20 protein-coding genes are annotated in these 26,768 nt (G+C 45.1%); 18 read left to right on the forward strand and 2 right to left on the reverse strand.

Annotation, left to right across the window (positions count from 1 at the left end):
* The first annotated feature begins 39 nt into the window (after positions 1–39).
* The 11 genes from treP to QNH28_RS15320 all read left to right on the forward strand — a co-directional run bounded on the left by treP (position 40) and on the right by QNH28_RS15320 (position 12,026).
* Positions 40–2,010 (forward strand): PTS system trehalose-specific EIIBC component, encoded by a 1,971-nt coding sequence (gene treP, locus QNH28_RS15270; protein WP_283907453.1) that lies wholly within the window; start codon positions 40–42, stop codon positions 2,008–2,010.
* A gap of 163 nt (positions 2,011–2,173) precedes the next feature.
* Positions 2,174–2,893: a trehalose operon repressor gene (gene treR, locus QNH28_RS15275; protein WP_283907454.1), complete on the forward strand. Its 720-nt coding sequence runs from the start codon at positions 2,174–2,176 to the stop codon at positions 2,891–2,893.
* Between the two features lie 409 nt (positions 2,894–3,302).
* Positions 3,303–4,748, forward strand: a complete 1,446-nt coding sequence (locus QNH28_RS15280) for an MFS transporter (protein ID WP_283907455.1) — start codon at positions 3,303–3,305, stop codon at positions 4,746–4,748.
* A gap of 117 nt (positions 4,749–4,865) precedes the next feature.
* Complete coding sequence (locus tag QNH28_RS15285; RefSeq protein ID WP_283907456.1) at positions 4,866–5,216, forward strand: metal-sensitive transcriptional regulator; 351 nt, start codon at positions 4,866–4,868, stop codon at positions 5,214–5,216.
* A 134-nt stretch (positions 5,217–5,350) separates the two neighbouring features.
* Complete coding sequence (locus QNH28_RS15290) at positions 5,351–6,274, forward strand: DUF8832 domain-containing protein (RefSeq protein WP_283907457.1); 924 nt, start codon at positions 5,351–5,353, stop codon at positions 6,272–6,274.
* A 232-nt stretch (positions 6,275–6,506) separates the two neighbouring features.
* A complete protein-coding gene (locus QNH28_RS15295) occupies positions 6,507–6,764 on the forward strand; it encodes a glutaredoxin family protein (RefSeq protein WP_283907458.1) in 258 nt (85 codons plus the stop codon).
* A gap of 512 nt (positions 6,765–7,276) precedes the next feature.
* On the forward strand, positions 7,277–7,465 hold the full coding sequence (locus QNH28_RS15300; protein WP_042188410.1) for a hypothetical protein: 189 nt from the start codon (positions 7,277–7,279) through the stop codon (positions 7,463–7,465).
* A 193-nt stretch (positions 7,466–7,658) separates the two neighbouring features.
* Positions 7,659–8,456 carry a helix-turn-helix domain-containing protein gene (locus QNH28_RS15305; protein ID WP_283907459.1) on the forward strand — a complete coding sequence of 266 codons (798 nt, stop codon included), beginning with the start codon at positions 7,659–7,661 and terminating at the stop codon, positions 8,454–8,456.
* 216 nt (positions 8,457–8,672) lie between these two features.
* Positions 8,673–9,977, forward strand: a complete 1,305-nt coding sequence (locus QNH28_RS15310) for an NtaA/DmoA family FMN-dependent monooxygenase (protein WP_283907460.1) — start codon at positions 8,673–8,675, stop codon at positions 9,975–9,977.
* Positions 9,978–10,003: 26 nt separating this feature from the next.
* A complete protein-coding gene (locus QNH28_RS15315) occupies positions 10,004–11,053 on the forward strand; it encodes an NAD(P)/FAD-dependent oxidoreductase (RefSeq protein ID WP_283907461.1) in 1,050 nt (349 codons plus the stop codon).
* Positions 11,054–11,078: 25 nt separating this feature from the next.
* Positions 11,079–12,026: an ABC transporter substrate-binding protein gene (locus QNH28_RS15320; RefSeq protein ID WP_283907462.1), complete on the forward strand. Its 948-nt coding sequence runs from the start codon at positions 11,079–11,081 to the stop codon at positions 12,024–12,026.
* 160 nt (positions 12,027–12,186) lie between these two features.
* Here QNH28_RS15320 and QNH28_RS15325 read toward each other — a convergent pair whose 3' ends face one another.
* Positions 12,187–12,762: a dihydrofolate reductase family protein gene (locus QNH28_RS15325; RefSeq protein WP_283907463.1), complete on the reverse strand. Its 576-nt coding sequence runs from the start codon at positions 12,760–12,762 to the stop codon at positions 12,187–12,189.
* A gap of 969 nt (positions 12,763–13,731) precedes the next feature.
* On the opposite strand from QNH28_RS15325, the gene codB reads away from it, so the two are divergent.
* The 4 genes from codB to QNH28_RS15345 all read left to right on the forward strand — a co-directional run bounded on the left by codB (position 13,732) and on the right by QNH28_RS15345 (position 21,155).
* On the forward strand, positions 13,732–15,009 hold the full coding sequence (gene codB, locus QNH28_RS15330; RefSeq protein WP_283912160.1) for a cytosine permease: 1,278 nt from the start codon (positions 13,732–13,734) through the stop codon (positions 15,007–15,009).
* A complete protein-coding gene (locus tag QNH28_RS15335) occupies positions 14,978–16,246 on the forward strand; it encodes a cytosine deaminase (protein WP_283907464.1) in 1,269 nt (422 codons plus the stop codon). Before codB ends, QNH28_RS15335 begins: the two co-directional genes overlap by 32 nt.
* A 375-nt stretch (positions 16,247–16,621) precedes the next feature.
* Positions 16,622–19,918 carry a chitinase N-terminal domain-containing protein gene (locus QNH28_RS15340; protein WP_283907465.1) on the forward strand — a complete coding sequence of 1,099 codons (3,297 nt, stop codon included), beginning with the start codon at positions 16,622–16,624 and terminating at the stop codon, positions 19,916–19,918.
* A 253-nt stretch (positions 19,919–20,171) separates the two neighbouring features.
* The gene (locus QNH28_RS15345; protein ID WP_283907466.1) at positions 20,172–21,155 is read left to right on the forward strand and encodes an alpha/beta fold hydrolase; all 984 of its coding nucleotides are present in this window, start codon (positions 20,172–20,174) and stop codon (positions 21,153–21,155) included.
* 82 nt (positions 21,156–21,237) lie between these two features.
* Here the strand turns inward: QNH28_RS15345 and QNH28_RS15350 are convergent, their stop codons facing one another.
* Positions 21,238–21,873, reverse strand: a complete 636-nt coding sequence (locus QNH28_RS15350; protein ID WP_283907467.1) for a TetR/AcrR family transcriptional regulator — start codon at positions 21,871–21,873, stop codon at positions 21,238–21,240.
* Positions 21,874–21,954: 81 nt separating this feature from the next.
* Here QNH28_RS15350 and QNH28_RS15355 point away from each other — a divergent pair, with 81 nt between their 5' ends.
* From QNH28_RS15355 to QNH28_RS15365, 3 genes are all read left to right on the forward strand, one after another.
* Complete coding sequence (locus tag QNH28_RS15355; RefSeq protein WP_283907468.1) at positions 21,955–23,802, forward strand: hypothetical protein; 1,848 nt, start codon at positions 21,955–21,957, stop codon at positions 23,800–23,802.
* A gap of 562 nt (positions 23,803–24,364) precedes the next feature.
* On the forward strand, positions 24,365–25,729 hold the full coding sequence (locus QNH28_RS15360) for a cytochrome ubiquinol oxidase subunit I (RefSeq protein WP_283907469.1): 1,365 nt from the start codon (positions 24,365–24,367) through the stop codon (positions 25,727–25,729).
* On the forward strand, positions 25,726–26,742 hold the full coding sequence (locus QNH28_RS15365) for a cytochrome d ubiquinol oxidase subunit II (RefSeq protein WP_042188427.1): 1,017 nt from the start codon (positions 25,726–25,728) through the stop codon (positions 26,740–26,742). The genes QNH28_RS15360 and QNH28_RS15365 overlap by 4 nt, the downstream gene beginning before the upstream one ends.
* Positions 26,743–26,768: the final 26 nt, after the last annotated feature.

Raw genomic sequence — 26,768 nt, forward strand, 5'->3', positions numbered from 1 at the left:
TGAGAAGGAGCACAAATCAATTATGTAAGGAGTGAAGATATGGCTATAGACCGCAAAAATGTTGAGGATATCGTACAGGCAATTGGGGGTAAGGAGAATATTGAGGTTGCGACACATTGTGTAACCCGGCTGAGATTCTCGCTGTATGATGAGAGCAAGGTGGATTCGGAGGCCCTGGACCGTAACGAACTCGTAAAAGGACAATTTTCTAGCCAGGGGCAGTTTCAGATCGTTATCGGACCGGGAACTGTAGATAAAGTATATGATGAAATGATTAAGATCACTGGCGGAGCTCGTTCTTCCAAGGATGAAGTGAAATCAGCTGCTGCCCGAAAACAGAATCCGCTGCAGCGTGCGATCAAGACGCTCGCTGATATATTTATTCCGATTCTTCCGGCCATCGTAACCGCAGGTTTGCTGCTTGGGATTAATAATATACTGACAGGACCTGGTATCTTCTTCGATAGCCAGTCACTCGTGGATGTCTATCCCGCATGGAAGGACATTGCTGCGATTATTAATACGATTGCCAGCACAGCGTTTACCTTTTTACCAGCACTTATCGGTTGGGCAGCTGTCACCCGTTTCGGAGGTAGTCCTCTGCTCGGGATTGTTCTCGGTCTCATTCTCGTACATCCAGATTTATTAAGTGCCTACAACTATGCAAGTGCTTCCACTGAGGGAACTGTTCCGACCTGGAATTTGTTCGGCTGGCATTTGGAGAAGATCGGTTATCAGGGGCAAGTATTGCCAGTACTGGTTTCGGCCTATATTCTAGCTAGCTTGGAAAAATTCCTCAATCGCCGGGTACATGATTCCATTAAACTGCTGGTTGTTGCACCAGTGACTCTGCTGATTACAGGCTTTCTGGCCTTCACCATTATCGGACCAGTTACCTTTGGCATTGCCAATGCCATCACCTCCGGCCTGATCTATGTATTTGATCACTTTGCGCTCCTTGGGGGCTTGATCTACGGCGGATTCTATGCGCTACTGGTTATCACTGGTATGCATCATACCTTCTTGGCGGTGGATGTGCAGCTCATCGGCAGCGAGGGCGGCACCTTCCTCTGGCCGATGTTAGCGCTCTCCAATATTGCACAAGGTGCCGCGGCACTGGCAATGATGTTCGTAGTCAGAGAACAGAAGGCAAAAGGCTTGGCTGCTACGTCTTCCGTCTCTGCATTCCTCGGCGTGACGGAACCAGCGATCTTCGGTGTGAATATTCGCTATCGTTATCCTTTCATCTTCGGGATGATCGGCTCGGCAATTGCCGGCATGCTTCTTACTGTTAACCAGGTTCGCGCTTCTTCCATTGGCGTAGGGGGGATTCCCGGCTTCCTGTCGATATTCCCGAACCAATGGGGCGTATTCTTTATAGGCATGGCTATTGTACTCATCGTGCCTTTTGTCGCCACTGTACTCTACGGTCGTTCTGTGGTGGGACGTTCCGAAAAGAACTCAGCTAAAAAGGCTACTAGTACTGTGAGCAAAACAGACGATTTGAACAGCCACCCTACAGTTCAAGAGTCACAAAAATCCATGAATATTCTGGAGCTTATCTCTCCGCTCAGTGGAACTGCAGTATCTCTAGAACAGGTGCCTGATCCTGCATTTGCTGAGAAGCAGATGGGCGAGGGAATTGCAATCGAACCTTCTGAGGGTAAAGTATATGCACCCTTTGATGCTACAGTAGCTCATGTGATCAAGAGCAAACATGCGCTTATACTGGAGCATGCCAGCGGTGTACAAGTACTTATCCACGTTGGTATTAATACGGTGTCTCTTAAAGGCAGTGGTTTTACCACCCATAAGAATATTGGCGACAAGGTGCATGCAGGTGAGCTTCTGCTAGAATTTGATATGGAAGCTATTCGCGCAGCAGGCTACCCGTTGATTACACCAATCATCATTCCTGCAGGTCAGGATATGGTGGAGAAGATTGAGGAGAAGACTGGACCAGCTGCAGCTAGACAATCTAGCATCTTGACTATTCATCTCAAGAGTTGAGATAGACTATATTGGCAAAGACTTTATATTACAGAAAGACAGCCCCTGGGGGCTGTTTTTCTGTAAATATAAGAATTTATATGTTACACGCTATAAATTTCCCTCCAATTGAATCGATGCTTCCAAAGGCATGACGTGATACAATAAAGGGCGGTGATCAAAATTGAGAGAAAATAAATATTTGCAAATTTATAATGAGTACAGCAACCAAATTCTTTCTGGACAACTGCTACCTGGAACCAAACTGCCTTCTGAAAGTGAACTTGCTGAAGCTTACAGCACTTCACGAGAGACCGTTCGCAAAGCGCTGAACCTGCTGTTTCGTGAAGGGTATATTCACAAAATTAAGGGTAGAGGCTCCTTTGTGCTTGATATGACGAGAATGGATTTCCCCGTTACCGGTCTGATTTCATTTAAAGAGATGGCCGATACACTGGGTACTGCCTCACGGACACTGGTAGAGCGGACGATAAGTGATCCGGCAGGCTCCGCGCTCGCCAGACATCTGCAGATTCCGCCTGAAACCCTGGTTTGGAAAGTTATTCGTGCCAGAGAAATTGAAGGCGATCGGATCATTTTGGATAAGGATTATTTCCGAGCAGATATTGTTCCATTCCTAAGCGAGGAGATCGCGGAAGGCTCACTCTATGAATATCTGGAGCAGGAGTTGGGGCTTAAAATCAGTTATGCGAAGAAGCTGATATCCGTTGAGCCTTCTACCGAGGAGGATCATAGACTGCTTGATTTGAAGAGTTACACTCATATTGTAGTAGTACGAAACTATGTTTATTTGGAGAACACGGTGCTTTTCCAATATACCGAATCCAGGCATCGACTGGATAAATTTCAGTTCGTGGATTTTGCTCGAAGGGTGAAACGTTAAACTAAGCTTAAAGAGGGGGGTCCCAGTTTGGGATACGCCTTTTTTTCCGAAAAGGCAGTATATTACCGATACAAGAACGCTTGAGAAGTTCATTCCTACGTTCGCAATAACGATATATTAAGAAAAAGGCTGCCCTCAGAGGCAGCTTTTTTATATGACGTTCAAAATAACAAGCTACCCCTGGCGATTCCTCATTACTACGGTTGAAGGCAAAACTATAAATCGTCTTCTGGGTGCCAATAAACAGCCTTGTAATGAACATTTTCCTATTTCAGTTTTGAAATTCTTCTGGAACTGAGGAAAATACGACAATTTACTCTTGACATTATAGGGTAGGGGGGTATAGTATATTACTGCGTTGGTATTAAAAATTTTAATTATTGGTTACAAAAGGAGGAGGAAGAAAGTTATGAATAATCAAGCACAGACTTTACCGCAAGCCGATCCCAAACGCTGGATGGCTCTGGCCTTACTATGTCTTGCCAATTTTATGGTGATCATGGACACATCCATTATCGGCGTTGCACTGCCAGCCATCAAAGAAGCGCTCGGCTATACGCAGGCAAGTTTACAGTGGGTGTTTAACGCTTATGTCATTTTCTTTGGCGGATTATTGTTACTTGGTGGTCGATTGTCCGATCTATTTGGTCAGCGCCGCATATTCATGTGGGGATTTTCCATTCTAACGTTAGCTTCCTTGCTGGCAGGACTCGCTTGGAACGAGGAAGCGCTTAATGTTGGTCGCGCCCTACAAGGATTTGGTTCCGCATTAATAGCCCCATCCGCGTTAACGATTGTTATGATGCTCTTCGGTGGCAACCCCAAAGAACTAGGGAAAGCATTAGGCTTCTGGGGCGCATCAGCTGCTGCTGGCGGTTCAGCCGGCGTGTTTCTTGGCGGGGTCATTACCGAGTGGCTCAGCTGGCAATGGACCTTCCTCATCAATGTACCCGTTGGCATTATTGCATTACTCCTGTCGCCTGGACTTTTAGCCAAGGGAATGCGAAGAAAAGGCAGCATTGACGTCATTGGCTCCATCTTCGTCACAGCGGCTTTGGTTTTGGTGGTATATGGCATTGTTACTGCAGAACACAATGGATGGGGAGCGCCATCCACGTTGTGGACGCTTATTTCAGGAGTCGTGTTATTTATCCTTTTCCTGATCGTTCAGGCAACTAAAAAGGAACCGCTTGTTCCACTGAAGATTTTTAAAACACCCAATCTGGCTGCAGGCAATATCGCGCTCATTATGCTGGCTGGGAGTTGGATTCCGCTGTGGTATTTCCTCAATCTCTATATGCAGCAGGTGCTAAAGTTTTCTGCTTTCGCCGGCGGAGTCGGCTTACTGCCGATGACGGTCCTAATTACTATCTTCATGATTTTGATTACCGGTAAATTAATCGGAAAATTCGGAATAAAAGCAAACTTGATCATTGGATTGATTGCACTCGGGTGTTCGATGCTTCTGTTCGCTAGCAATACGCCGGTTGATGGGAACTTTATCGCCAACGTGCTTCCAGCTTCCTTGCTTGGTGCACTTGGCATGTCACTTGCCTATATTCCGGCTACGATGTCCGCCATGTCGGGGGCTAAACCCGAAGAAGCAGGGCTTGCATCGGGTCTCGCCAATACGAGCTACCAGATTGGTTCAGCTATCAGTTTGGCCATCATGGTTGCGATTGCGGGTTCAACAACTGCTTCCCAAACCGGTATTGACCCGGTCTCCGCGCTAAACGAAGGCTTTCAACAAGCTTTTATGTGGTCTGGTATCGTCGCTCTTGTAGGTGCTGTGCTAGCGTTTCTATTTATCCGTTCACCTAAGCAGGGTGAAGCAAGTGACAAGAGAGCTATATAACCAATGAATCGAGCTCCAGTGCCTAATCAACGGAGTTGACAGGACTCCATCGAATTAACAAACTTATATTTTATGTATATAGGGGTGTGGAGTATTTTAAAAGAAAGGAGGATTCCGATGAGCAAAGAATCGATACTCTTTGAACAAGTGATTCAGCAAGATCCGGGCTTTTGCTCACCTGGAGAGGATAAGCGCAAGAGCCATCATTCCAATCAAGCCAATAGCGATCTGCTCAACCGATTGAATCGAATCGAAGGACAGGTCCTTGGCATTAAAGCCATGATTAAGAAAGATATTTACTGTGACGATATGTTGAATCAGATCTCTTCGGTGCAAGCATCATTGAATGATGTCGGGAAGCTAGTACTTGAATATCATATGAAAAGTTGTGTCATCGAACGGATTCAAGTAGGGGATACGGAAGTATTAACGGAATTCATGAAGACGATCAATAAACTGATGAAATAAAGGTCGGACCGCTTTCAGTAATGATACGGCTTTTATGCCATCATTATTATAGGGTAAGGGGGACTTTGCGGCTGCAGCGTGTCAAGATGCGCTCTGCATCTTCGAATTTATATTGAAACGGAGTTGCTATAACCATGAAGAAGAAGATACTCCTCGTCGCTGCTGCGGTGGTCGCTTTTAGCGTATTGGCTGCATGCGGCAAAGCGGAGGACAAGAAGCTAGCAAACGGAAATAACCATGCCGGGCATGCAGCAAGCAGCGGGCAAGAGAACGCCGAGAAGAATGCAGGAAATGAGAAAGAGGAGGCGGAAGACATGAAGCACGGAGGTAGCCACGGCAATCATGGCGCAGCTGCGAAGCCTGCATTGGAGGATCTTAACGTATCATTTACCTTCCCCACAGGCGCCGCAAAAGCAAACGAAGAAACGGAATTGACTATTCAAATTACGGATAAGGACGGGAAAACGGTCAATAAGTATGATATCAATCACGAGAAATTGCTTCATCTCATCATCGTCAATCACGATTTGTCGTTCTTTAACCACATTCATCCCGAGTTTAAGGGAGACGGCACATTTACGGTGAACACTTCGTTCCCGGCTGGAGGTGAGTACAAGGTGTTTGCGGACTTTATTCCTACTGGCGGTGCCAATTCCACGCTTAGCGAATGGGTGAAGGTGGAAGGCAAGGAAAGCAAACATGCCGCGATTACGCCCGAAGGGAAGCTGGTAAAAGAAGTGGGTGGCAAGGAAATTGAACTGGCCTTGAGTGGTACGAAACCAAACGAAGAAGTGACATTGACCTTCGACATTCGCGATGCGAAGACGAAGAAGGGGATTGATAACCTGCAGCCTTATTTAGGAGATGTCGGCCATGTTGTGATTCTATCGAAAGATGCGAATCAATATCTTCATGTTCATCCAATCGATGAGAAAGCTACGGGACCGGATGCAAAATTCGCGACTTCTTTTCCGCAAAGTGGGACGTATAAATTATGGGGACAATTTCAGCATAACGGGGAAGTGTTCACCGTACCATTCGTCGTTGATGTGAAGTAAGCCCATGATCATGGGATAAAAGACGATACTGGCGGTATCATCTGCCATTCAAGTCGGGGGAAGTCGCTGTACGACGAATCTGCTTACTAAGATCGGTATGATTTGTTCCTATCGTATCCACGCGATCGATTTATACAAGGAGCAGGCGAAAGGGAAAGAAAAGTTCAGCATGTTGTGGACCGAATTAAATCGAGCAGTTAAAACAAATTAACGCGTAAAGGAGCGAACATTTATGCTGAAAATCGATTCGAAAACACCGATCAAAATTTACACGATTCCAACTTGCAGCGATTGCCGATTTGCCAAGCGCTACTTTAATGAGCATCAAATTCCCTACATCGAATTCAACTGCGAAGAAGATGTGAATTATGCGAAGGAAGTGCTGGAGCTGACAGGCAAGCAGATCGTACCGACCATTGTCATTCAAGACAAGGTGTTCGTTGGTTTCTCTGAAAACCTGAACGAGATAAGCAATCTTCTGAAAACTTGACTGCTAATATGATGGAAGTATGGTAGACAAAGGAGATTAGCGATGAGTGCCCTTCCTATATAAGGAAGGGCTTTTTTAAATAGAGCAATTATAAAATTGTCATCGACCTCCAATGTCTAGAGTTATTTATGTGGTAAAATTAGGATAAGTGAATCTTGGGAGGCGAGTAAATTGAGTCTCGATCTTGTGATGATCATTTTTCTACTGTTCTTAAATATTCCAGTATATAAAGTATTGTTTCGCGTGTTCTTTGTGGATAATGATGATTATAACGAAACGATTAGACATACTTTTACACCTAACATCGTTTCATTATTCAGAGGAGAGTATTGGAAGGATAGAATGAATACGGCAAGACTTCAGTTTTTTATTATTCTTTGCGTTGGGATAGTTGTTTTAGAATACCTTGTTTTGAATAAAGTAATTGAAATTCTTGCATAAGCACCGCTCTATTATGGAAAACTTCTGTAGTGCGAATAAACTGCATGATTCCATTTTGGGAGGATAGTATTATGACAAATCAGGATCCGCAGGAGCTTCTTAAGAGTAAACACAAGCTAGATGAGCAGAAAAGGCAGTTCACAAATTTTGCCCGAAGTGCTTCCGGTCATGGTGAAGTAGAAGCAGGCCAGGAATTTAGTAATGACCGAGTGCCGGACGATCAAAACCGCATGAAATCTGTTGAGAACAGACAAGATTGACCTTGAAAAAACTATAAAAATAAGCCGATCCTTTTCTGGATCGGCTTAAATAATGAATATTACGTTGTAATGTGTTGTTTCAGTAGAAAAACTGTTCTTCTAGCAATTTTGCACGCTTTTGTCTATACTATTTTAAATAAATATCAGATTTGGATCTGATTTTAACAGAAGCAGGTGCAGAACATTGATAAATTTGGACAAATTAGCAAAGGCATTTACTAAAGGTGTCTATGATATAGAAGATAGAAACAGATTAGTCATCCAGCCAAAAAGTTTATTAAGTGAATTTACCACCGTTAAGCATGGATTTCTGTTTATCATTCGCGGGGGAGCCAGAATAAGGGTGAATGGTACGGTATATGAATTACGGCCAGGATCAGTTTTTCATGCAGCTCCAGGCATGCAGATGGATTCGCGGGTTATAGGACAATCAGAGCTTGAGTATTACTCCCTTTTTTATAAATTGGATATGCCAGAAGAAATGAATTGTACTACCGAATTTGACTCTCATTTCAAGCTGGAGCCAGGAGCCAATCTAAAAATTATTGAATTACTAATCCTGCTTCATCAGAATACCCATCCATCCGGAGAAATTGGAAAGCTGCGTATCAAAGAGCTGTTCTTAAGCCTAATGCATCAGGTTCTGATTGCTTGCAGTTACAGAGAGAACGACAGTTCACCGAATCAAAGGATGGTAGACGAAGCCCTTGCATACATTAAACTCCATTATATGAATTCACTTACACTCGGTGAGTTAGCGGAACGGCATGCAGTGAGTACGAACCGCTTCTCTTACTTCTTTCACAAATATACGGGGCTGCGTCCAATCGACTATGTCGTTAATTATCGTATGGAACGAGCCTGTGACTTATTAAAAGCAGGCAATTTTCCTATCCACGAGATTGCGGACCGTGTCGGTTATGACAATCCGCTGTATTTCAGCCGATTATTTAAAAAGAAATTCGGCGTTGCTCCCTCTGCCTATAGATAATTAGATAATATACATATCGAGTTTCTTATACTTGAATTAAGTCTGCAGCTACTGGTGATGAACCAGAAGTGCAGACTTTTTTTATTTAGATTAAATAATGATGCATGTAGAATTTGAGATTTGTACATTTGAATTTATTTAAATTTTTGATAAACTCACCCTTGTAACTGAGAATCATTATCAGTAAATTGATTTATAAATGAAAGGCTGGTAGATATGACAGGAAACAGACAATTATGTATTGGGTTGTCCTTAAATGCAACCTGGATGAAAGGAGACGGCTGGCGGCACCCGGATAGCAGAGTCGAAAAGATGGGGTCTATTGAATATTATATTGATTTGGCAAAAATGGCGGAGAATTCTAAGCTCGATTTTCTTTTCAGGGCTGATTATCTGTATGTTAGCCCGCAGATGTTAGGGGATTCCTCTAATTTCGGCAGCCCGGACCCTGCATTGTTTTTTGCAGCCATAGCCCGTGAAACCGAGCGGATCGGACTGGTGACGACGATTTCTACCACTTTTAATCCGCCTTATGTTGTAGCAAGACAGCTTCAGTCTTTACACTGGCTGAGCAATGGACGTGCCGGCTGGAATATTGTCACTTCTATTGAAGGCGCCGATAATTTCAGCGATTCACCTATGCCTTCACCGGAAGAGAGATATGCCAAGGCAAAAGAGTTCACGGATGTTGTATGCAAGCTGTGGGAGAGTTTTCCGAATGAAGCGATTGTTATCGACCGTCAGTCGGGTATGTTCTCGGATAAAGATAAAGTGACTGCTATAAATCATTCCGGTGAATTTTTTAGTGTAAAAGGGCCGCTTACTTTGCCTGCTCACAGGTCAGGAACGCCTCCGCTATTTCAAGCCGGCGCTTCGGATATTGGACGGAATTTCGCTTCTTCCGTTGCAGATGCTATTTTTGCAGCAATGCCGGATATCGAATCAGGAGTGGAGCTAAGGAATGATCTGAGAAAAAGAGCGGCAGAGCAGGGACGTGATCCGGATGCCATCAGAGTTTTGCCGGGCTTATATTTTTTCCTGGCTGATACGCGCGAAGAAGCGCTTGAATTACATAAGACCGCACATGCGAATTTAAGTCTTGATCGCAGACATGCTTCGCTTAAATCGGTGTTAGGTCTTGATTTAACCGGTTATTCCATAGATAGGCGCGTAACTGCCGATATGTTACCCGATCCAAATCAGGCCGTCCGCAGCCGGACACATGCCGAACTATTACGGCGGTATATTATCAAAACCGAACCTACAGTGAAAGAGATTCTGGACAGGCCGGAGGTTGTCGGATCTGCTCATTGGGTATCTGTCGGGACAGTCGAGGATGTACTGAACGATATTATTGAGCGGTTTGAAGCGGGGGCTATAGATGGCTTCATCGCCTTGCCGGGCGGTTCAGAACAATCTATGGAACTGTTTTTTGAGAAGCTGGTACCGAAGCTGGTTGAGAGAGGCTTGTTCCGAAGTGAATATACGGGGTGCACTTTACGTGAGCATCTAGGGATTTAATAAAAGAGAGTTGAGGCGATTGAACGATGCATGAAGAGGAAATGTTTGATGTTACGATTATTGGCGGCGGTCCGGCCGGATTATTTGCTGCATTTTATAGTGGACTCCGCGAAATGAAGACCAAAATCATTGAATTTCAGCCTGTACTTGGCGGCAAGGTGCATGTCTATCCGGAAAAGATGATCTGGGATGTGGGAGGCTTACAACCTATTCTTGGCTCGCAGCTTATTGAACAAATGGTTGCGCAAGGGATGACGTTCCAGCCGAAGGTTGCTTTTAATGAAAAGGTCACATCCATCTCGAAAGATGAAGCAGGTTACTTTATATTGCACACGGCCACAAACCGGAAGCACTTCACCAAAACTGTAATATTAGCTATTGGAGGAGGTATTCTGAAGCCGATCAAGCTTGAAATCGAGGGAGCTGAAAGATTTGAAATCACAAATTTGCATTATACGGTGAAGTCACTTGCCCGCTTCAAAGAGAAGACTATTCTAATATCGGGTGGCGGACATTCTGCTGTTGACTGGGCGAACGAACTGGCCCCGATTGCCCAGAAGGTGTATTTGACGTACCGGAAAGAGAACTTAAAGGGGCATGAAGCCGATATTTCACGTTTGGCAAACAATGGCGTAGAGTGCTTATTAAATACTTCAATCGAAAAATTGATTGCCACACCAGATCACGAAAGAATAGGGACTGTACTGCTAAAAAGCAATGACAACGGAGAAGCATTTGAACTGTCCGTTGATGAGGTTATCATTAATCACGGCTATGAACGCGACAAAGAACTGCTGGTGAACAGTGAAATAAAAATGGATCTGTGGGAACATCGGATTTCAGGATCAGCAATGAGCGGGACTTCCGTACCGGGAATTTATGCGGCAGGTGATGTTCTGCATCATGAAGGGAAGCTGCACCTGATAGCAGGAGCGTTCCATGATTCTGCCAATGCGGTAAACCAGGCCAAACAGTACATCACGCCGGAGGCAAATTCGTCCGGGATGGTGTCTTCGCACAATGATCTGTTCATACTGAAAAACCGTGATTTAATGAAGCATTTATACAGATCGTAATGATAACAACTCAAGGGGGAGCCAAATGAATAGATTATTTGGATGGATTGCATCCTTAATTATCCTTGCAGGATTACTGGGTGGATGTTCCGAAACTTCAGTCACAACTGCACCTGAAGTCGGCAAGATCGAGGAAGAGGGATGGCCAAGAACAATTGCGGATGCCAGCGATAATGGAGTGGTGCTCAAGACACGACCTGAGCGGATAGCGGTTCTTCATCCTTTGTATTTAGATTACTTTTTTGCTCTAGATACGCCTCCAATCGCATCAACTAACGCAGCTGAAGCTATGAAAGATTTCGCTACTTTACAGCCTTATGCCGGAACTGCTGAGATTATTGATTTGGGCAATAGCAATGCGAATCTGGAAATGATCATGGATGCAAAGCCTGATGTGATTGTAACCTTCAAGGGTTCTGTTGATAGCAATTATGAGGAGTTGAACAAGATTGCACCTGTCATCTTAATCGACTACACCGATACCTGGGAAAAAACGACGATGCTGTGTGCTCAGATTGTTGGAAAAGAGACGTTAGCGGAACAAGCCATTAAGGAAACCCAAGAAATGATTGCCAATACGAAAAAACAGTTAAATAGTCTTGAAAATAAGACCTTTGCCTTGCTACGGGTCGATGGAAAAGCCAATTTTAATACTCAAGGCTCTAAAAACACGATGTACTACAATCAAACTGTAGGCTTTGGGTTGTTGCCACCAAAGGGATATCCCGAGGAGGGTGGGGCGCTTTCTCTGGAGGGTCTATACAGCATGAATCCCGATTATATTATTATCCAACATGATATGGATATCGCAAAGGCGGCCATCAAGGAGAAGGAAACTTCAAAAGCGTGGAACTCACTGAAAGCAGTAAAAAACAATCATGTTCTTATCTTTGATAATTCACTAAACAGCGCAAGTATCCTGGCTGTCCGTTTGGCTGCGGATCATTTTCTGCAATTGGCGGCTGAACAATAATTTATTATACAAAAATCCGATTGCTCCCTGTAGGGTGATCGGATTTTTGTTATTTAGATAAATATCTTGACCTGTTGTTTGGTGAAAATAAAGTCTTAGACTGCCGCTGTTGTCGTTCCACTAACGTTCCCCGTTAGCGTAATCACCTTAGGTGACAAGGTTATCTTACCGTCTGGTAAACGAGACCTATGGCTCCAGAATCAAAGGTCTTGTTTTCGATTAGCTTAAGATTGATCTTCTCCTTGAGACCTTGGAATAACGGCAATCCCTTACCGATCAGGACGGGAGAAACCGTAATTTTATACTCATCAATTAAATCAAGCTGCATAAGGTGGTGTGCCAACCTAGGACTGCCGAGGATGACCATATCCTTGCCTGGCTGCTGTTTGAGGTTATTGATCTCTTCCTCGACATCTTCTTTCACGAGTCTGGAATTATTCCATTCGACTTTCTCCAGCGTCGTGGAAAAAACGATTTTGGCTGTCTTTTCGATCCACTCGGCATGATTCCGTTCATGCTGCGAAGCTGATGGGTTCGAAGGCACAGTTGGCCAGTAACTGTGCATCATCTGATAAGTCCCACGTCCCCAAATGACAGTGTCGGCAGTACTAAGAATTTCTTTCGCATGTTTCTCCAAATCAGCATCGTAGGAAACCCAGCCAATGTCCATTTCACCATTCGGCCCTTCTACAAAACCGTCAAGCGATGCGTGCAGAAATAGAACGAGTTTTCTCATTTTCAGTTCTCCTTTGTTCATGAGGGATATCTACATTATACATTAACTACATTTTAGCAGAATTCAACTTGGGTTGCTTCTTATGGATTGCTAATCCCAAAACCTGCTCGTTAGCTTAATGAAGCATCTAAATATAAGATTCCTGCCAGTATGTTTTTACTTTCGGTACATGGGAGCGCTCAAGTTCAGTTAGATCAGTCCGAATTTTCTTTTACAGGATTTCAATTCCTGCATCGTGGAAAAGGGGCGACCCTCAATATTGTTCCGACAAGCAAGAAATTTGTTTACTATATCATTTATTACCGTGCATGGATTCATGAAGAGGATTAAGTTTATTTGTATGGTGATAACTATCATGATGAATTCGTAATGGAAGACCCTTTTTCATTAGAGCTTCAGCTTGATACGATTGTTAATTTATTACTTGACACTACTAAATAGTTTAACAGATGCGTCACATGAGTGAACGAAACGGAGCTTACTCTACATAAAAATTCAACTCCTGAATAAATTCAATAACCACTCCGTTTGGACTGTAGATCAGAGCATTTTTGATAGGAAGTTGAGGTACCCCCAGAGTGAGGTTGTCTGGCTCCACTTAAGGCTTTGCCTTATGTGTGAGTGCCGTATGAAAGGCTTGGTCAACATCATCCAGATAAATTTTCCAATTTCAGCATTCAAAAGAGAATTTTAATCAATGGATATTAATGACATTGACATCCATAGGTTTTTCTAAAATAATAGAGTTTAATTGAATACTGGTACCTTTAATTCAGTCCAGAGAGGCTGACAAGGACAGCGGATTTTTATAATCGCGTGAGAAGCAGGGCATATTCCGTCAAGGGATGCTCTGTGTCTTAGCGCGGGTTATGATGAACAAAAGAGGCTACTTGTCAGTTTAATTTGACGAGTAGCCTCTTTTGTTTCTGCTTTTTTGGTATCAGGACACTTTATACTGGGGGTATTCTGATGAGTAAACAAGATCAAGAGTTTTCGTGGCAAGCGGTGCCGAAAACGCAGAGAAATCATTTTGGGAAGACGTTTTCCGTCATGTTGGCATTCACTTTCTTTTCGGCAAGCATGCTGGCAGGGGGGACGTTAGGCGTCAGCTTGACATTCATGGAGTTTATTGGGATCGTACTTGCAGGTAATCTGGCACTCGGCATCTATACAGGAGCACTAGCGCATATCGCTGCCAAAACAGGTCTTTCCACGCATTTGCTTGCAAAATATGCGTTCGGTGAAAAAGGGTCCTACCTTCCTTCTTTCCTGCTTGGCTTCACACAGGTCGGTTGGTTTGGTGTCGGTGTAGCCATGTTCGCGGTACCGGTCGCCAGAGCGATGGACTGGAATGTGTACCTTTTGATCTTCGTGTTTGGTCTCGCAATGACGGCATCAGCCATCTTCGGCATGAAGTCGCTCGTCATTCTGGGGTATATAGCAGTTCCGGCCATTGCTATTCTCGGTGGTTACTCCGTGTTCGAAGGAGTAAACACGCTAGGTGGTCTGCAAGGGTTGCTCGATTACTCACCAACGGAGTCGCTCACCGCCGCAGCAGCATTGACCATTTGTATCGGGTCATTCATTAGCGGCGGAACGTTGACGCCCGATTTTGCCCGGTTTGCCAGAACATCCCGGCAGGCGGTTACTGCAACGGTCATTTCGTTCTTTCTAGGGAACTCACTTATGTTCCTCTTCGGTGCAGTCGGCGCAATGGCTTATAATTTGGCAGATATCTCGGAGGTCATGTTCTTGCAAGGATTGCTCATTCCCGCGATCATCGTACTGGGGCTGAACATCTGGACAACTAACGATAACGCACTTTACGCTTCCGGGCTGGGCTTTGCCAATATCACTAAAATTCCGAAAAAGTTTTTCGTTATCGTTAACGGCATCGTGGGTACCATATTTGCCATGTGGATGTACAACAATTTCGTTGGTTTCCTGAATGTGCTGGGCGCGGCGATCCCGTCCATCGGTGCCATCATCATCGCAGACTATTTTATTGTGAAGCGCAGAAACTATAAACCATTTGCCGACATGACTTTCAAAAATGTAAACTGGATCGCGATGGTGGCTTGGGTTATCGGCGTGGCCTTCGCCCAGCTGGCTCCAGGAATAACACCACTTAATGCACTGATTGGAACAGCGGTTGTATACACCCTGATAATGCTGATCGTTGCTAAGAAAGAATCCAATGAAAAGGGGAATAAAAATGATTATACAGAACGCAAAATTGCGGGGTAAAGAAGGTTTATGGAATATTGTTGTGAAAGATGGGAAGTTTGAGCTTATCACGCAGTCAATGGAACTAACTGCGAATGAGGAAGTAATTGATGTTAACGGCTCACTTGTGCTGCCGCCGTTCATTGAACCTCATATTCACTTGGATACAACGTTAACAGCAGGTGAGCCGGAATGGAATTTGAGCGGAACACTGTTTGAAGGTATCCAGCGTTGGTCAGAACGCAAGGCCTTCCTGACGCATGAAGACGTCAAAACGCGTTCCAAAACTGCATTGAAGTGGCAGATCGCGCAGGGTATCCAGCATGTACGAACACATGTGGACGTCACCGATCCAAGCTTGACCGCCGTAAAAGCGATGCTTGAAGTGAAAGAAGAAATGGCACCGTTCATTGACATCCAGCTTGTCGCTTTTCCACAGGAAGGTATTCACTCCTTCCCAAATGGCGTTGAATTACTAGAAGAGTCGCTGAAAATGGGTGTTGATGTGGTGGGTGGTATTCCACACTTCGAATTCACAAGAGAATATGGCGTCGATTCAATGAAGGTTGCGTTTGACCTCGCTGAAAAATACGACCGTCTGATCGATATCCATTGCGACGAAATCGATGACGAGCAATCCCGTTTCTTGGAAGTTGTAGCCAAAGAAGCTTACGAACGCGGGCTTGGCTCCCGTACGACAGCAAGCCACACGACGGCGATGGGGTCATACAATGATGCATATACGTACAAATTGTTTAGATTACTGAAGATGGCTGACCTAAATTTCGTCTCCAATCCTCTGGTTAACATCCATCTGCAGGGACGCTTTGACACTTATCCGAAAAGAAGAGGATTAACTCGTGTCAAAGAACTGTTGGAAGCCGGACTAAATGTATGCTTCGGTCATGATGACATCTTTGATCCATGGTATCCGCTAGGCACAGGCAACATGCTACAGGTGCTGCACATGGGCATTCATGCTTCTCAGTTGCTCGGATACGATCAAATCGTAAATTCAATCGATCTTATTACGAAAAATAGCGCAAGAACGTTGAATATCGAGGATATGTACGGCATTGAAGAAGGTAAACCTGCCAACTTTATCGTTCTTGAAGCAGAGAATGAGTATGAGACCATTCGTAAACAGGCCGGAGTACTTTATTCGTTCAGAGCCGGCCGCAAAATCGCGGAAACAAAGCCGCGGGACACTTCGATTATTCTTGAGAACGGTTCGGAAAAGATTACTTTCAATAAATAATCGAATGAAGTATGTGCTGCATCAAGCAGCGTCTGCTTTTTAGCCAAAAATCCCTTCATGATAGTCAGGACTATAAGAGTTCATGTGATCACGAACTCTTCCTGCATACATGGGGGGATTTTTTTGATTCTTGTGTTTAGCCATTTTTCTATTGCAGGACGTTCCGGACCCAAACTCCAGTTTCACTAAGACTTTTTTCATAGCTTATTTCCAAGATTCGACCTTGTTTTCACCCACTGTATAGGCCAAAAGTATAAATTTACAACACTTTACATAAATCTATGTTTTTCCTAATCCTTATGAGATAGCATATTAGACGAAAGCGGTGGGCAATTATGAAAAAATCCACCGATCTATATTTTAAGGAGGAAGGATATGAAGGAGAAGCATTCAGGTTGGAAAAAGAAGCTGCTAAAAAGCATGCTGGTTGCATCTGTTGCCGTACCTCTGCATTTATTCACATTCGGAGCCGGCTCGGCAATATACGCTGAGGGGCCAAGCGACCCCGCGCCATTCATTGAAGCCAAAGTGGTCAACGAGCATGCAGGCCAGAAAATTCTGTTCGACAATACCCACGCGCAGACAGCCGGAGCGGCTGACTGGGTTATCGACGGCGCTTTTTCCGACTTTGGCAATGCGCTTGCGCAGGAAGGCTATTACGTCAAGGAGCTTCGTAAGACTACTCCGATTACGCTAGGCGATCTTTCCAGCTATGACGTCTTCGTCGTGGCCGAATCTAACATTCCATATAAATCCAGCGAGCAGGCAGCCATGGCGGAATACGTGGAGAACGGCGGCAGCATCTTCTTCATCGGCGATCATTACAATGCAGACCGGAATAAGAACCGCTGGGACGGCAGCGAGGCATTCAACGGTTACCGCCGCGGAGCTTGGGACAACCCGGCCAAAGGCATGAGCACCGAAGAGGCCGGCTCCGCGACAATGCAAGGCGTGGTCAGCTCCGACTGGCTGGCGGAAGAGTTCGGCGTCCGATTCCGCTTCAATGCGCTCGGTGACATCAACGCGACCAACATCGTGGCTCCCGATCAGGCCTTCGGTATTACATCAGGAGTATCAAGTGTAGCCATGCATGCCGGCTCCACGCTGGGAATCCTTGACCCGACCCGGGCGAAGGGCATCGTCTATCTGCCGAAAACCAACAACGCTTGGGGCAACGCGGTGGACCAAGGCGTCTACAATGGCGGCGGCGTAGCGGAAGGTCCTTACGTGGCCGTGGCGAAAAAAGGTGCCGGTAAAGCCGCCTTTATCGGCGACTCCTCTCCGGTCGAGGATGCCACGCCGAAGTATTTGCGCGAGGATACCGGTGCCAAGAAAACGACTTACGACGGCTTCAAGGAGGCTGACGATGCTGAGCTCTTGGTGAACACCGTTAACTGGCTCGCCGAACAGGAGAGCTATACGGATTTCACCCAGGTAAGTGGCCTGACGCTGGATCAGCCGACACAGCTGCATCCGTTTGAAGAGCCGTCACTTTCCACCGAACCTCAGCCAGAGCCATGGGCCGCGCCAAACGCCGGCTATAAATGGTTTGACCGTAACACCTTCAAGGCAGGTTCTTACGGCGGACCAGCGGCTACAGCAAGTGCGGTGTACAATTTCACGCACCAGACGGTGCTACCGAACGCGCAGGATTTCCAGATTCGCGTCAGCGTAGATAATCTTCCTGCCAATACCAGCGTATCAGGCTTCCAATTGGGTATCTACCAGGTGAGCAGCGGTGCCCAGATCGCCAAGATCCAGAACAGCGACGGCACTTGGCCGAGCAGCTATAATTACAGCGCCAACTTTAGCCTGACATCAGATCTGACGGGCCATGCCTATAAAGATCTGACCGTGCAGATCAAACCGGGCACCACGGCTGCTTCCAACCTGCGGCTGCGCCAGAACGGAACGAACCTGAAGACTGAATCGGTAACGTTCGGTAACGTCCCTGCAGAACCGCTTCCGGATGAGGAAGATCCGATTCCAGCGACCGTCTCCATCGGCGAAGCCCGGACCAAGATAGTAGGATCCTTGGTGACGGTTGAGGGAGTCGTAACAACTGAGCCGGGTATTTTCGGCGGGCAAAGCTTTTATCTGCAGGATAAGACCGGCGGTCTTTATGTCTACCAGAGCCAAAGTGGCTTCCATGCCGGCGACGCGGTTAAGGTAACAGCGTCCACGGCGCTGTATAATTCGGAGCTAGAGTTGACCGAAGTTGTGCAGATCGAGAAGGCCGGCACTGCGAAGCTGCCCGAGTCCGTTGACGTGCTGGCAGTGAACGATACCAATCAAGGTCAGCTGCTCAAGCTTAAAGACGTGACAGTGACGAATATTATCACCGCCACTCCAAGCGGTTCCTTTGAATTTGACGCCATCGCCGATGGCGGGACAAGCAATCATATCCGGGTGGATACCCGGACGGGCATCACGAAAGACAGCTTCCCTTATGCGGAAGGACAGAAGCTCAATATTACGGGCGTAGCTGCGATCTTCAAAGACGTATACCAACTCAAGCCTAGAAGTCTCGGAGACTTCAGCATTGTGGAAGAAGAGGTGGCTCCGGTAACGACGGCGACGCTGTCGGCGAATCCGAACGCTGCGGGCTGGTTGAACCAGCCCGTCGAAGTGACCCTGAAGGCCAACTCAGATACAGCTAAGGTTTATTACTCGCTGAACGGCGGTACGGAAGCCGTATACAGCACTCCGTTGGCCGTAAGCAAAGACGGACGGCATACACTGACTTACCATGCGGTTTCTGGCAAGGGCAAAGCGGAAGAAACCAAGACACTGAGCCTTAATATCGACACGATTTCACCGACAGCTGAGCTTACGGAGTCCGGTCATGCGGTCGGCGATGTGGAGGAGGAAGCCCAGCTTAAGTTTGTATTGACTGCCGATGATAACCTGTCTGGCGTGTCCTCCAAACAGCTTCTGCTGGATGGAAAACCCATTGCCGAAGGACAGACCTTGAACGCTGCGGAGCTGGGTGCCGGGTCCCATACAGTAAACTACATCGTGATCGACGCCGCGGGAAACACTGCAGAAAAGAGCTACACGTTCCAGATTACAGGTGGAGTCACTATCGCAACTGACAAACCTGGACAGCCAGTGTTGTCCTCAAACAGCGGCTACGGTTATGGACTCAGTGATGGCAACTTTACCGTCACTATGAACCTCTGGTGGGGCAATAACGCTACCAGCTATAAGCTTTATGAGAATGGCACGCTGATCGATTCCAAGTCTCTGAAGGATGTATCTCCGTCCGCCCAGACGGCAAGTACAACGCTTAACGGCAAGCCGAACGGCACCTATGTATACACAGTGGAGCTAACTAACAAATACGGCACAACCAAGAGCCAGCCGCTCACGGTGATGATCCGCGATGCCGCACCGGGCAAGCCGGTCCTGGCCCATGACAACTGGGACGGAGACGGCTCTTATAAAGTAACGATGAATCTATGGTGGGGCACTAATGCCACAGAGTATCGCCTTTATGAGAACGGGCAGCTGATTGACACGCAAGCGCTAAACGCCAACACGCCTTCGGCGCAGAGCGCTGCGACTGAGGTCAGCGGCCGCGCTTCCGGCGTATATGAATATCGGGCGGAGCTGGTCAATAAAGCTGGAGAGACCGTAAGTGATACCATCAAGGTAACCGTTAGCAATTAATAAGATGAACATTCAAAACTTGAACGAAGTATTTCAAGGGCTGCATATGTAAAAATATATGTAGAATCATACGTTTAAAACAACCTAGGGTTCATGCCTTAGGTTGTTTTAGTTTTGATTTCAATTCATTTAGAGAATATGGCTTGTTCATATTCCGTTCATATTGTCGTCACGAAGAGTACATCTTGCTAGATTACACTTTGAATATGTCGTCAAGGCGGCACTTCAGATACAGGGACAAGGAAGGGAAGAGATGAACGTGGCAAATATGGTGGAAATAAAAACAACTGGGACAAAGAGCCACAAGAAACGGAACCTATGGTTAAAAATAATCGGAGGTATTATAGGGGCGCTCGTGCTGTTCATTGGCATCGTTTTTATCGTTGATACAATCAGCGACGGAGTCGAGAAAAAGAAAATCGAATCGTATGGCCAGTATGTCAAAGTGGATGGAAAAAAAATGAATGTACTCATTCAAGGCAGCGGAGAACAAACCGTTGTACTCCTTCCGGGACAAGGAACCCCGTCGCCTGCACTTGATTTCAAATTGCTGATCGATGAAATTTCCCCCAATTATAAAGTCGTGGTAGTCGAGCCTTTCGGTTATGGTTTAAGCGATAAAACAGAGAAGGAAAGAACGACGGAGAATATAGTAAGTGAGGTTCACGAAGCTTTGCAGCAACTGGGTGTTGACAGTTACATTCTAATGGGACATTCCATCGCGGGACTTTACGGAGCGACCTATGTGAACACTTATCCGGATGAAGTTCTTGCTTTTGTCGGCATCGATAGCAGCGTTCCCAATCAACCCGGAATGGATGTCAAATTACCTTTGAAATCCATGCAGTTTCTTCAAAAATCAGGTCTGATGAGATTGTTCCAAAAAGTGAGCGGAGATCCGTATAAATCGCTTGCATTCGATGAGCATACTAAAGAGCAGATGCGTTTGATTTCGAATCAAGTCGCGAACAATCCAACGTTGATGAATGAATTGAGCCACCTCGGTTCCAATTTCAAAAATGGACAACAAGTCACAATGCCAAATGACTTGCCGTTGCTTCTTTTCGTTCAATCGAATAATGAGCACAATAAACAGTGGATTCCACTACATGAGGAGCAAGTCAAACAATCCGCACAGGGCAAAATGATCCCGATGGAAGGTTCTCATTACCTGCATCATACAAAATACAAAGAAATCGCCGAGGAATTCAAAGCTTTCATGAAGCAAATCCAATAGTATGGTTTGATAATTAAACTGCGGTGCCGAAATCGGCTCCGTGGTTTCTTTGTTTTTCCATTTAAAAATACGTTTTTAAACCTTATTCCTGGGACATTGGAGTATGGTATACTTCGAGACAAATCTTGGTCATTTCGTCAATGGATTTTGCAAAGTCGGATTGTATCCATTTGAGGAGAACATTATAGAGGGCCCCCGCTTTAAAGTATATTCGATACACATTCTCTTCGCTTTTGTCGTGAGCAGTAGAGAGCATCATTTCATTCAAGCAATCCAAAATCACATGATCAAACTTTGCGCTTTGAAGTGCTTTGTAGATGTTACGCTGTTGAAAAATAACTTCAAAAAGTACTTTGATAAATTTTTGAGGTTCTTTGGCTTTGCCTGTTAATTCATTGGTGTAAGGCAAGAGTTTTTGATTAATTTCGAAAATAAGCGAATCGACCAAATCCACCAGGATCTCTTGCTTGGAGGAATAATTGTTGTAATAGGCCGTTCGAGAGACCCCTGCGCGCTTCACAATATCGGTGATGGTAATTTTGTTAAAAGGCTGTTCCTGGATCAAGAAGACTAATGCCGTGCAGATGGCTTCTCTTGTCAAACGGTTGGTTTCTTTATTGGATTGATGCTGAGAGGTATTTGGACTGTATAATTCATGATTTGAGATGACATTTCCCCTCCGTTTGTACATTCTGGTTTTCATTTCATTGTTTTTCATGAGTCTTTTCAATATGCTAAAACCATAAGGCATTACAAATGTAATGTCAAAAATTTTAGTTAGATAAAATGGGAGGGCGTCATGTTAGAAAACTTATATAGACGATTGTCAGCGGTGCTGCTTTTGATCCTAGCACTCTGTGCTACATTATTTATTGGCAAAGAAACGGTAATCTCGATTGTGACCATTATCATTTTGTTAGTGGAATTAGGCATCTCCATTTTACTTTTTAAAAAGCGAGAGAAGTTACAAGTGGTATTTATTAGTGCGATTGTGGCAGAAGGGTTATTCATACTAACAAGAGAATTTTGGCTGCTTGCCCTTTCTATCTTGCTGCTGATCGTAGCGGGCATATGGAGAGGACTTTTTGAGCAAAAGGGACACAGAAGGGTCACTCCGTTTCTAGTGGTTCGTAAAGTGTTATTCAGCATTACAGCTCTTATCGTCACTATACTTTGGGGTATTGGAATCTATACAAAACCTATTACAACTCCTGTGGCATTAGCAGCTGATGCCGCCGTGACAATCGATGAACGTAAATTGGATTCTGCAGCAGTGATGCTGAAGGATATTGAAGTGATGAATTCTTTTGGAAGCCGGACAACCGGCTCTGAGGGTCACAATCAATTTATCGCATGGCTGGAGCAGCAGGTAACGGATATGGGGCTGCAAGTATCTCGTGATCGCTATACTTTTGACCGATGGGAAGAAAAGAGCAGCTCTTTAATGATTGATCAGCAGCCAATTCATGTCTCTTCAGCTTTTCCCTATTCTGGGGAAACTGACGAAAAAGGTGTAACAGGGGAACTGGTGTATACGAAGCGTGGTGAATATGAACAGGCTAGCGGAAAAATTGCTGTCATTGAAATTGAAAATTTTAAAAATTTCCCAAGTGGAATCGTAATGAACATGCGGGATTCATCTCCAAAGGAAAGCCAAATCGCCCCAAATGAAGGCGATCTAGTCCTCACTACAGCTTTAAAAGAAGCTAAATTGGAGCAAGCGAAGGAAATGGGTGTGAAAGCTGTTGTTGTTGTCTGGAAAGGGGTATCCGACGATAAGATTGAAAAGCAGTATGTGCCTTTTACTACCGATTATGCTGGAATCCCTGCGATCTGGGTCAATGAAACGGAAGGGAAAAAGGTGATAAGTGCAGCCAAGGAGCACAAAGAAGGTACGGTTATTTTAGAAGCGGAAATACAAAAAAATGCCCCAACAGAATCCTTTTATGTAAAAATTGACGGTAAAAATAAAGATGAAGCGATTATCGTAAATACTCATACGGATGGGATAAATGTGGTGGAGGAGAATGGTGCTGTGGGCATGCTGTCCATGATTCGTTACTTGCAGCAGGAGCAGCCGGAACGTACGATGATTTTCGCTTTTGTAACAGGGCATTTTAGATTACCTGATTTCAAAGGATCTTCTCAGGCGACTTCTACTTGGATGGAGGGGCATCGAGAGCTCTGGGATGGCGAGAACGGCCATATAAAAGCTGTAGCTGGAATTACGGTTGAGCATTTAGGCAGCATGGAGTGGAAGGACGATGATACGGGTCACTATGGTCCAACTGGACAAATAAGTACAGAATATACCTATGCGGGTAATGAAATGATGGCAGCCATTTGGCTGAAGGCTATTGAAAAGACAGACGGCACACGTGCTGTATTATTGCGAGGACATAACAAGTTTGAGTTTGGAGAGAGTCAGCCCTTATTTGAAGCAGGGATACCAGTAATTGGCTTCATTCCAATGCCCGACTATCTGCTCGTGGATAGTGACAACAGAGAGATAGATAAATTTGATGCAAAGCTCATGCATACGCAAATTATATCGTTGCTGAAAGCGGTCAAGCTAGTGGATGCAACGGAGACAACTAAGCTTGGGAAGTCAGATGGATACTCTTTTTTCTATGGTCGTACTAAATGATAGTGGCAGTTCAAGATTTGTCATGAAGAAGATGACATTAGTTTTAATTCAAAACACTGATGATTTGAGTCAGTGTTTTTTTGTTGCAAAGGGAGTATATATTAGGGATTAAGATAAAAAAATATCGGTTTTAATTAACATCGAGATAGGAGGAGACTTCTGACATCACATATATGCTAATGAATCAATAGCTCCTTCGGGTGATTTTTGTGTTATTCACTGAGTTGTCAGAAAGATTTGACCCTTTCTTGAACGTTTAGGGATTAAGAGATGTCAGTGATTGAATTACTTGAAATTTAAGATAAGATAATTTTAATCATTGGGTCACGTTATTAATTTGACTGCTCAGTATCAGGTAAATAGGCTAGCCAACTTTTGCTTTGTGAAATTTTTCTCTTTTTACATAGCAAAGAACGAGGAACGTCATACTAAAACCAACAGGCAACGATGTCGCTGAGCCCCGCTAAACCTGATATTGAATGCAGCCCAAGAATTAGCCGTCCTAATCATAAGCATCAACTTATGACGAAAAATGAACAGAGTTTGAAGGGAGCAGTAAAGAATGGCAATTGATACGGTGCTATGGAGCAGGCTGGTGACAGGCTTGACTCTCGGGTTCCACGTTATTTTTGCGACGATTGGCGTCGGTATACCGCTAATGATCGCTATTGCAGAGTTCATCGGGATCCGCAAAAAGGATCCCCATTATACACTTATGGCGAAGAGATGGTCTCGAGGATTTGTCATTTCTGTAGCGGTTGGTGTCGTGACCGGCACAGCGATTTCACTACAATTGGCCCTGGTGTGGCCGAATTTTATGAAACTGGCTGGGAATGTTATTGCACTTCCGTTATTCATGGAAGTGTTCGCGTTCTTTTTTGAGGCCATCTTCCTGGGCATTTATTTGTATACGTGGGATCGGTTTAAAAATCCGTATATTCATTGGCTGTTGACGTTTCCGATTGTCGCCGGGGCAGGCATGTCTGCCGTTTTTATTACGACGGTGAACGGATTCATGAACCAGCCTGGAGGCTTTGTCATGGAAGCTGGTCAATTCACAGCGATTGACCCGGTGCAAGCGATGCTGAATACGGCGACGTTCTCCAAGGTGTTCCATGTATTAAGCTCGGCTTATTTGACAGGAGCTGCCTTGTTAGCCGGGATTGCAGCCTTTGCAATGCTGAGAAAAGGGGTGTCCGCATACCACAAAAAATCCTTGAATCTCATGATGGCGGTTGTTTTGTTGTTCGGCTTGCTGAACACATTAGCTGGTGATGTGTCCGCCAAGTTTTTGGCCGAGCATCAGCCAGAGAAGCTTGCAGCGGCAGAGTGGCATTTTGAGACAGGCAGCGGTGTGGATTTGGTTCTAATGGGATGGCTGAATGCAGAGCATGAAGTTATAGGGGCTCTTCATCTGCCGAAAGTGCTCAGCTTCCTGGCCTTTGGAGACTTTAATGCAGAGGTAACGGGGCTGGAGGAATTTCCCAAAGAAGAATGGCCACCGCTTCTTGTTCACTACCTGTTTGATTTAATGGCAGGAATCGGATTTGCTCTGCTCGCTATATCGGTCCTATATTTCCTATTTGTGTTCTGGAAAAAGCGCAATGCGCTTAATAAGTGGATGCTTCGCATCATCGCACTGATCGCACCGCTCGCTTTTCTAGCTGTAGAGCTAGGCTGGTTTTATGCAGAGGTTGGGCGACAGCCGTGGATTATTCGTGGATATATGCGTGTAGAGGAGGCTGCCACGACTTCACCGAATGTAAGAATTATATTCTTCGCCTTATTGCTCTTGTACATCGTACTCGGCAGTATGTGTGTAATCGTGCTAAGACGCTTGTTCAACAATAATCCGGCAGAAGTTGAGATGGAGAAATGGATGAAGGAACATCCTAATCAATCTACGGAAAAGGGGGGCACTGAATGATGAGTTACGAAATAATTGGCATCTCGGTGCTCTGGCTGTTCTTGTACGGCTATTTAATTATAGCTTCCATTGATTTCGGAGCGGGATTCTTCGCCTTTTATGCACGTTTGACGAAGCAGGATCATCTCATTAATCGTCTGATTTCTCGTTATTTATCACCCGTTTGGGAGATCACAAATGTATTTTTCATCTTTTTCTACATTGGCATCGTCGGATTTTTTCCGGACACAGCCTATTATTATGGCTCCGCGCTGCTTGTTCCGGGAAGTATTGCAGTTATTCTTCTTGCGATTCGCGGTTCGTTCTATGCTTTTGAAAATTATGGTTCCAAGAAAAACATAGTATATCTTTTTTTGTACGGAGCTACAGGTCTGCTTATTCCGGCTTCGTTGTCAGTGGCACTAACTTTGTCTGAAGGCGGCTTTATTGTGAAGCAGGCTGAGACGGTTTCTCTGGATTACTGGGCGCTGTTTACCAATCCGTTATCGTGGAGCATCGTTGGACTGGCAATCGTGTCCGTTTTGTTCATAAGCGGCTCATTTCTGACTTTTTACGCATCTCGTGCAGAGGATCATTCCGCGTTGAAGCTGATGCGGAACTATGCCCTGTTTTGGAGCACACCGACGATAATTCTCGCACTGACAGCATTTATCTATTTGGGTCAACACAATGAGCGGCATTTTCAAAATATGATGGATTTATGGTGGTTGCTGGCACTTTCCGTTGCTTTCTTCATGATCGCAATGTGGCTGTTATATAACGGACGCCGTTACGGATTAGCGTTCATATGCATCATGCTGCAATTTTTCTGTGCCTTTTTCGCTTATGGGATTGGGCAATACCCTTATATTCTTGATCCGTATATCACGATTCAGAGCAGTGCAACTTCACCAGCAATGGGCTTAGCGTTAGTTGTTGTGTTTATCGGCGGTCTGTGCCTGTTGATCCCATCCCTTATTCTGGTCTTCAAGCTCTTCCTGTTTGATGCGGATTATGTAAAAGGGAAAAAATAAAGCTAATTGATCCATTACGGCGTGTT

It is taken from the genome of Paenibacillus sp. G2S3 (assembly GCF_030123105.1).
GTDB lineage: Bacteria > Bacillota > Bacilli > Paenibacillales > Paenibacillaceae > Paenibacillus_AQ.

Coding starts and splice junctions, on each gene's coding strand:
- treP (WP_283907453.1), top strand. CDS start 40: ATGGCTATAGACCGCAAAAATGTTGAGGATATCGTACAGGCAATTGGG.
- QNH28_RS15280 (WP_283907455.1), top strand. CDS start 3,303: ATGAATAATCAAGCACAGACTTTACCGCAAGCCGATCCCAAACGCTGG.
- QNH28_RS15285 (WP_283907456.1), top strand. CDS start 4,866: ATGAGCAAAGAATCGATACTCTTTGAACAAGTGATTCAGCAAGATCCG.
- QNH28_RS15290 (WP_283907457.1), top strand. CDS start 5,351: ATGAAGAAGAAGATACTCCTCGTCGCTGCTGCGGTGGTCGCTTTTAGC.
- QNH28_RS15295 (WP_283907458.1), top strand. CDS start 6,507: ATGCTGAAAATCGATTCGAAAACACCGATCAAAATTTACACGATTCCA.
- QNH28_RS15300 (WP_042188410.1), top strand. CDS start 7,277: ATGACAAATCAGGATCCGCAGGAGCTTCTTAAGAGTAAACACAAGCTA.
- QNH28_RS15310 (WP_283907460.1), top strand. CDS start 8,673: ATGACAGGAAACAGACAATTATGTATTGGGTTGTCCTTAAATGCAACC.
- QNH28_RS15315 (WP_283907461.1), top strand. CDS start 10,004: ATGCATGAAGAGGAAATGTTTGATGTTACGATTATTGGCGGCGGTCCG.
- QNH28_RS15320 (WP_283907462.1), top strand. CDS start 11,079: ATGAATAGATTATTTGGATGGATTGCATCCTTAATTATCCTTGCAGGA.
- QNH28_RS15325 (WP_283907463.1), bottom strand. CDS start 12,762: ATGAGAAAACTCGTTCTATTTCTGCACGCATCGCTTGACGGTTTTGTA.
- codB (WP_283912160.1), top strand. CDS start 13,732: ATGAGTAAACAAGATCAAGAGTTTTCGTGGCAAGCGGTGCCGAAAACG.
- QNH28_RS15335 (WP_283907464.1), top strand. CDS start 14,978: ATGATTATACAGAACGCAAAATTGCGGGGTAAAGAAGGTTTATGGAAT.
- QNH28_RS15340 (WP_283907465.1), top strand. CDS start 16,622: ATGAAGGAGAAGCATTCAGGTTGGAAAAAGAAGCTGCTAAAAAGCATG.
- QNH28_RS15345 (WP_283907466.1), top strand. CDS start 20,172: ATGAACGTGGCAAATATGGTGGAAATAAAAACAACTGGGACAAAGAGC.
- QNH28_RS15350 (WP_283907467.1), bottom strand. CDS start 21,873: ATGAAAAACAATGAAATGAAAACCAGAATGTACAAACGGAGGGGAAAT.
- QNH28_RS15355 (WP_283907468.1), top strand. CDS start 21,955: ATGTTAGAAAACTTATATAGACGATTGTCAGCGGTGCTGCTTTTGATC.
- QNH28_RS15360 (WP_283907469.1), top strand. CDS start 24,365: ATGGCAATTGATACGGTGCTATGGAGCAGGCTGGTGACAGGCTTGACT.
- QNH28_RS15365 (WP_042188427.1), top strand. CDS start 25,726: ATGATGAGTTACGAAATAATTGGCATCTCGGTGCTCTGGCTGTTCTTG.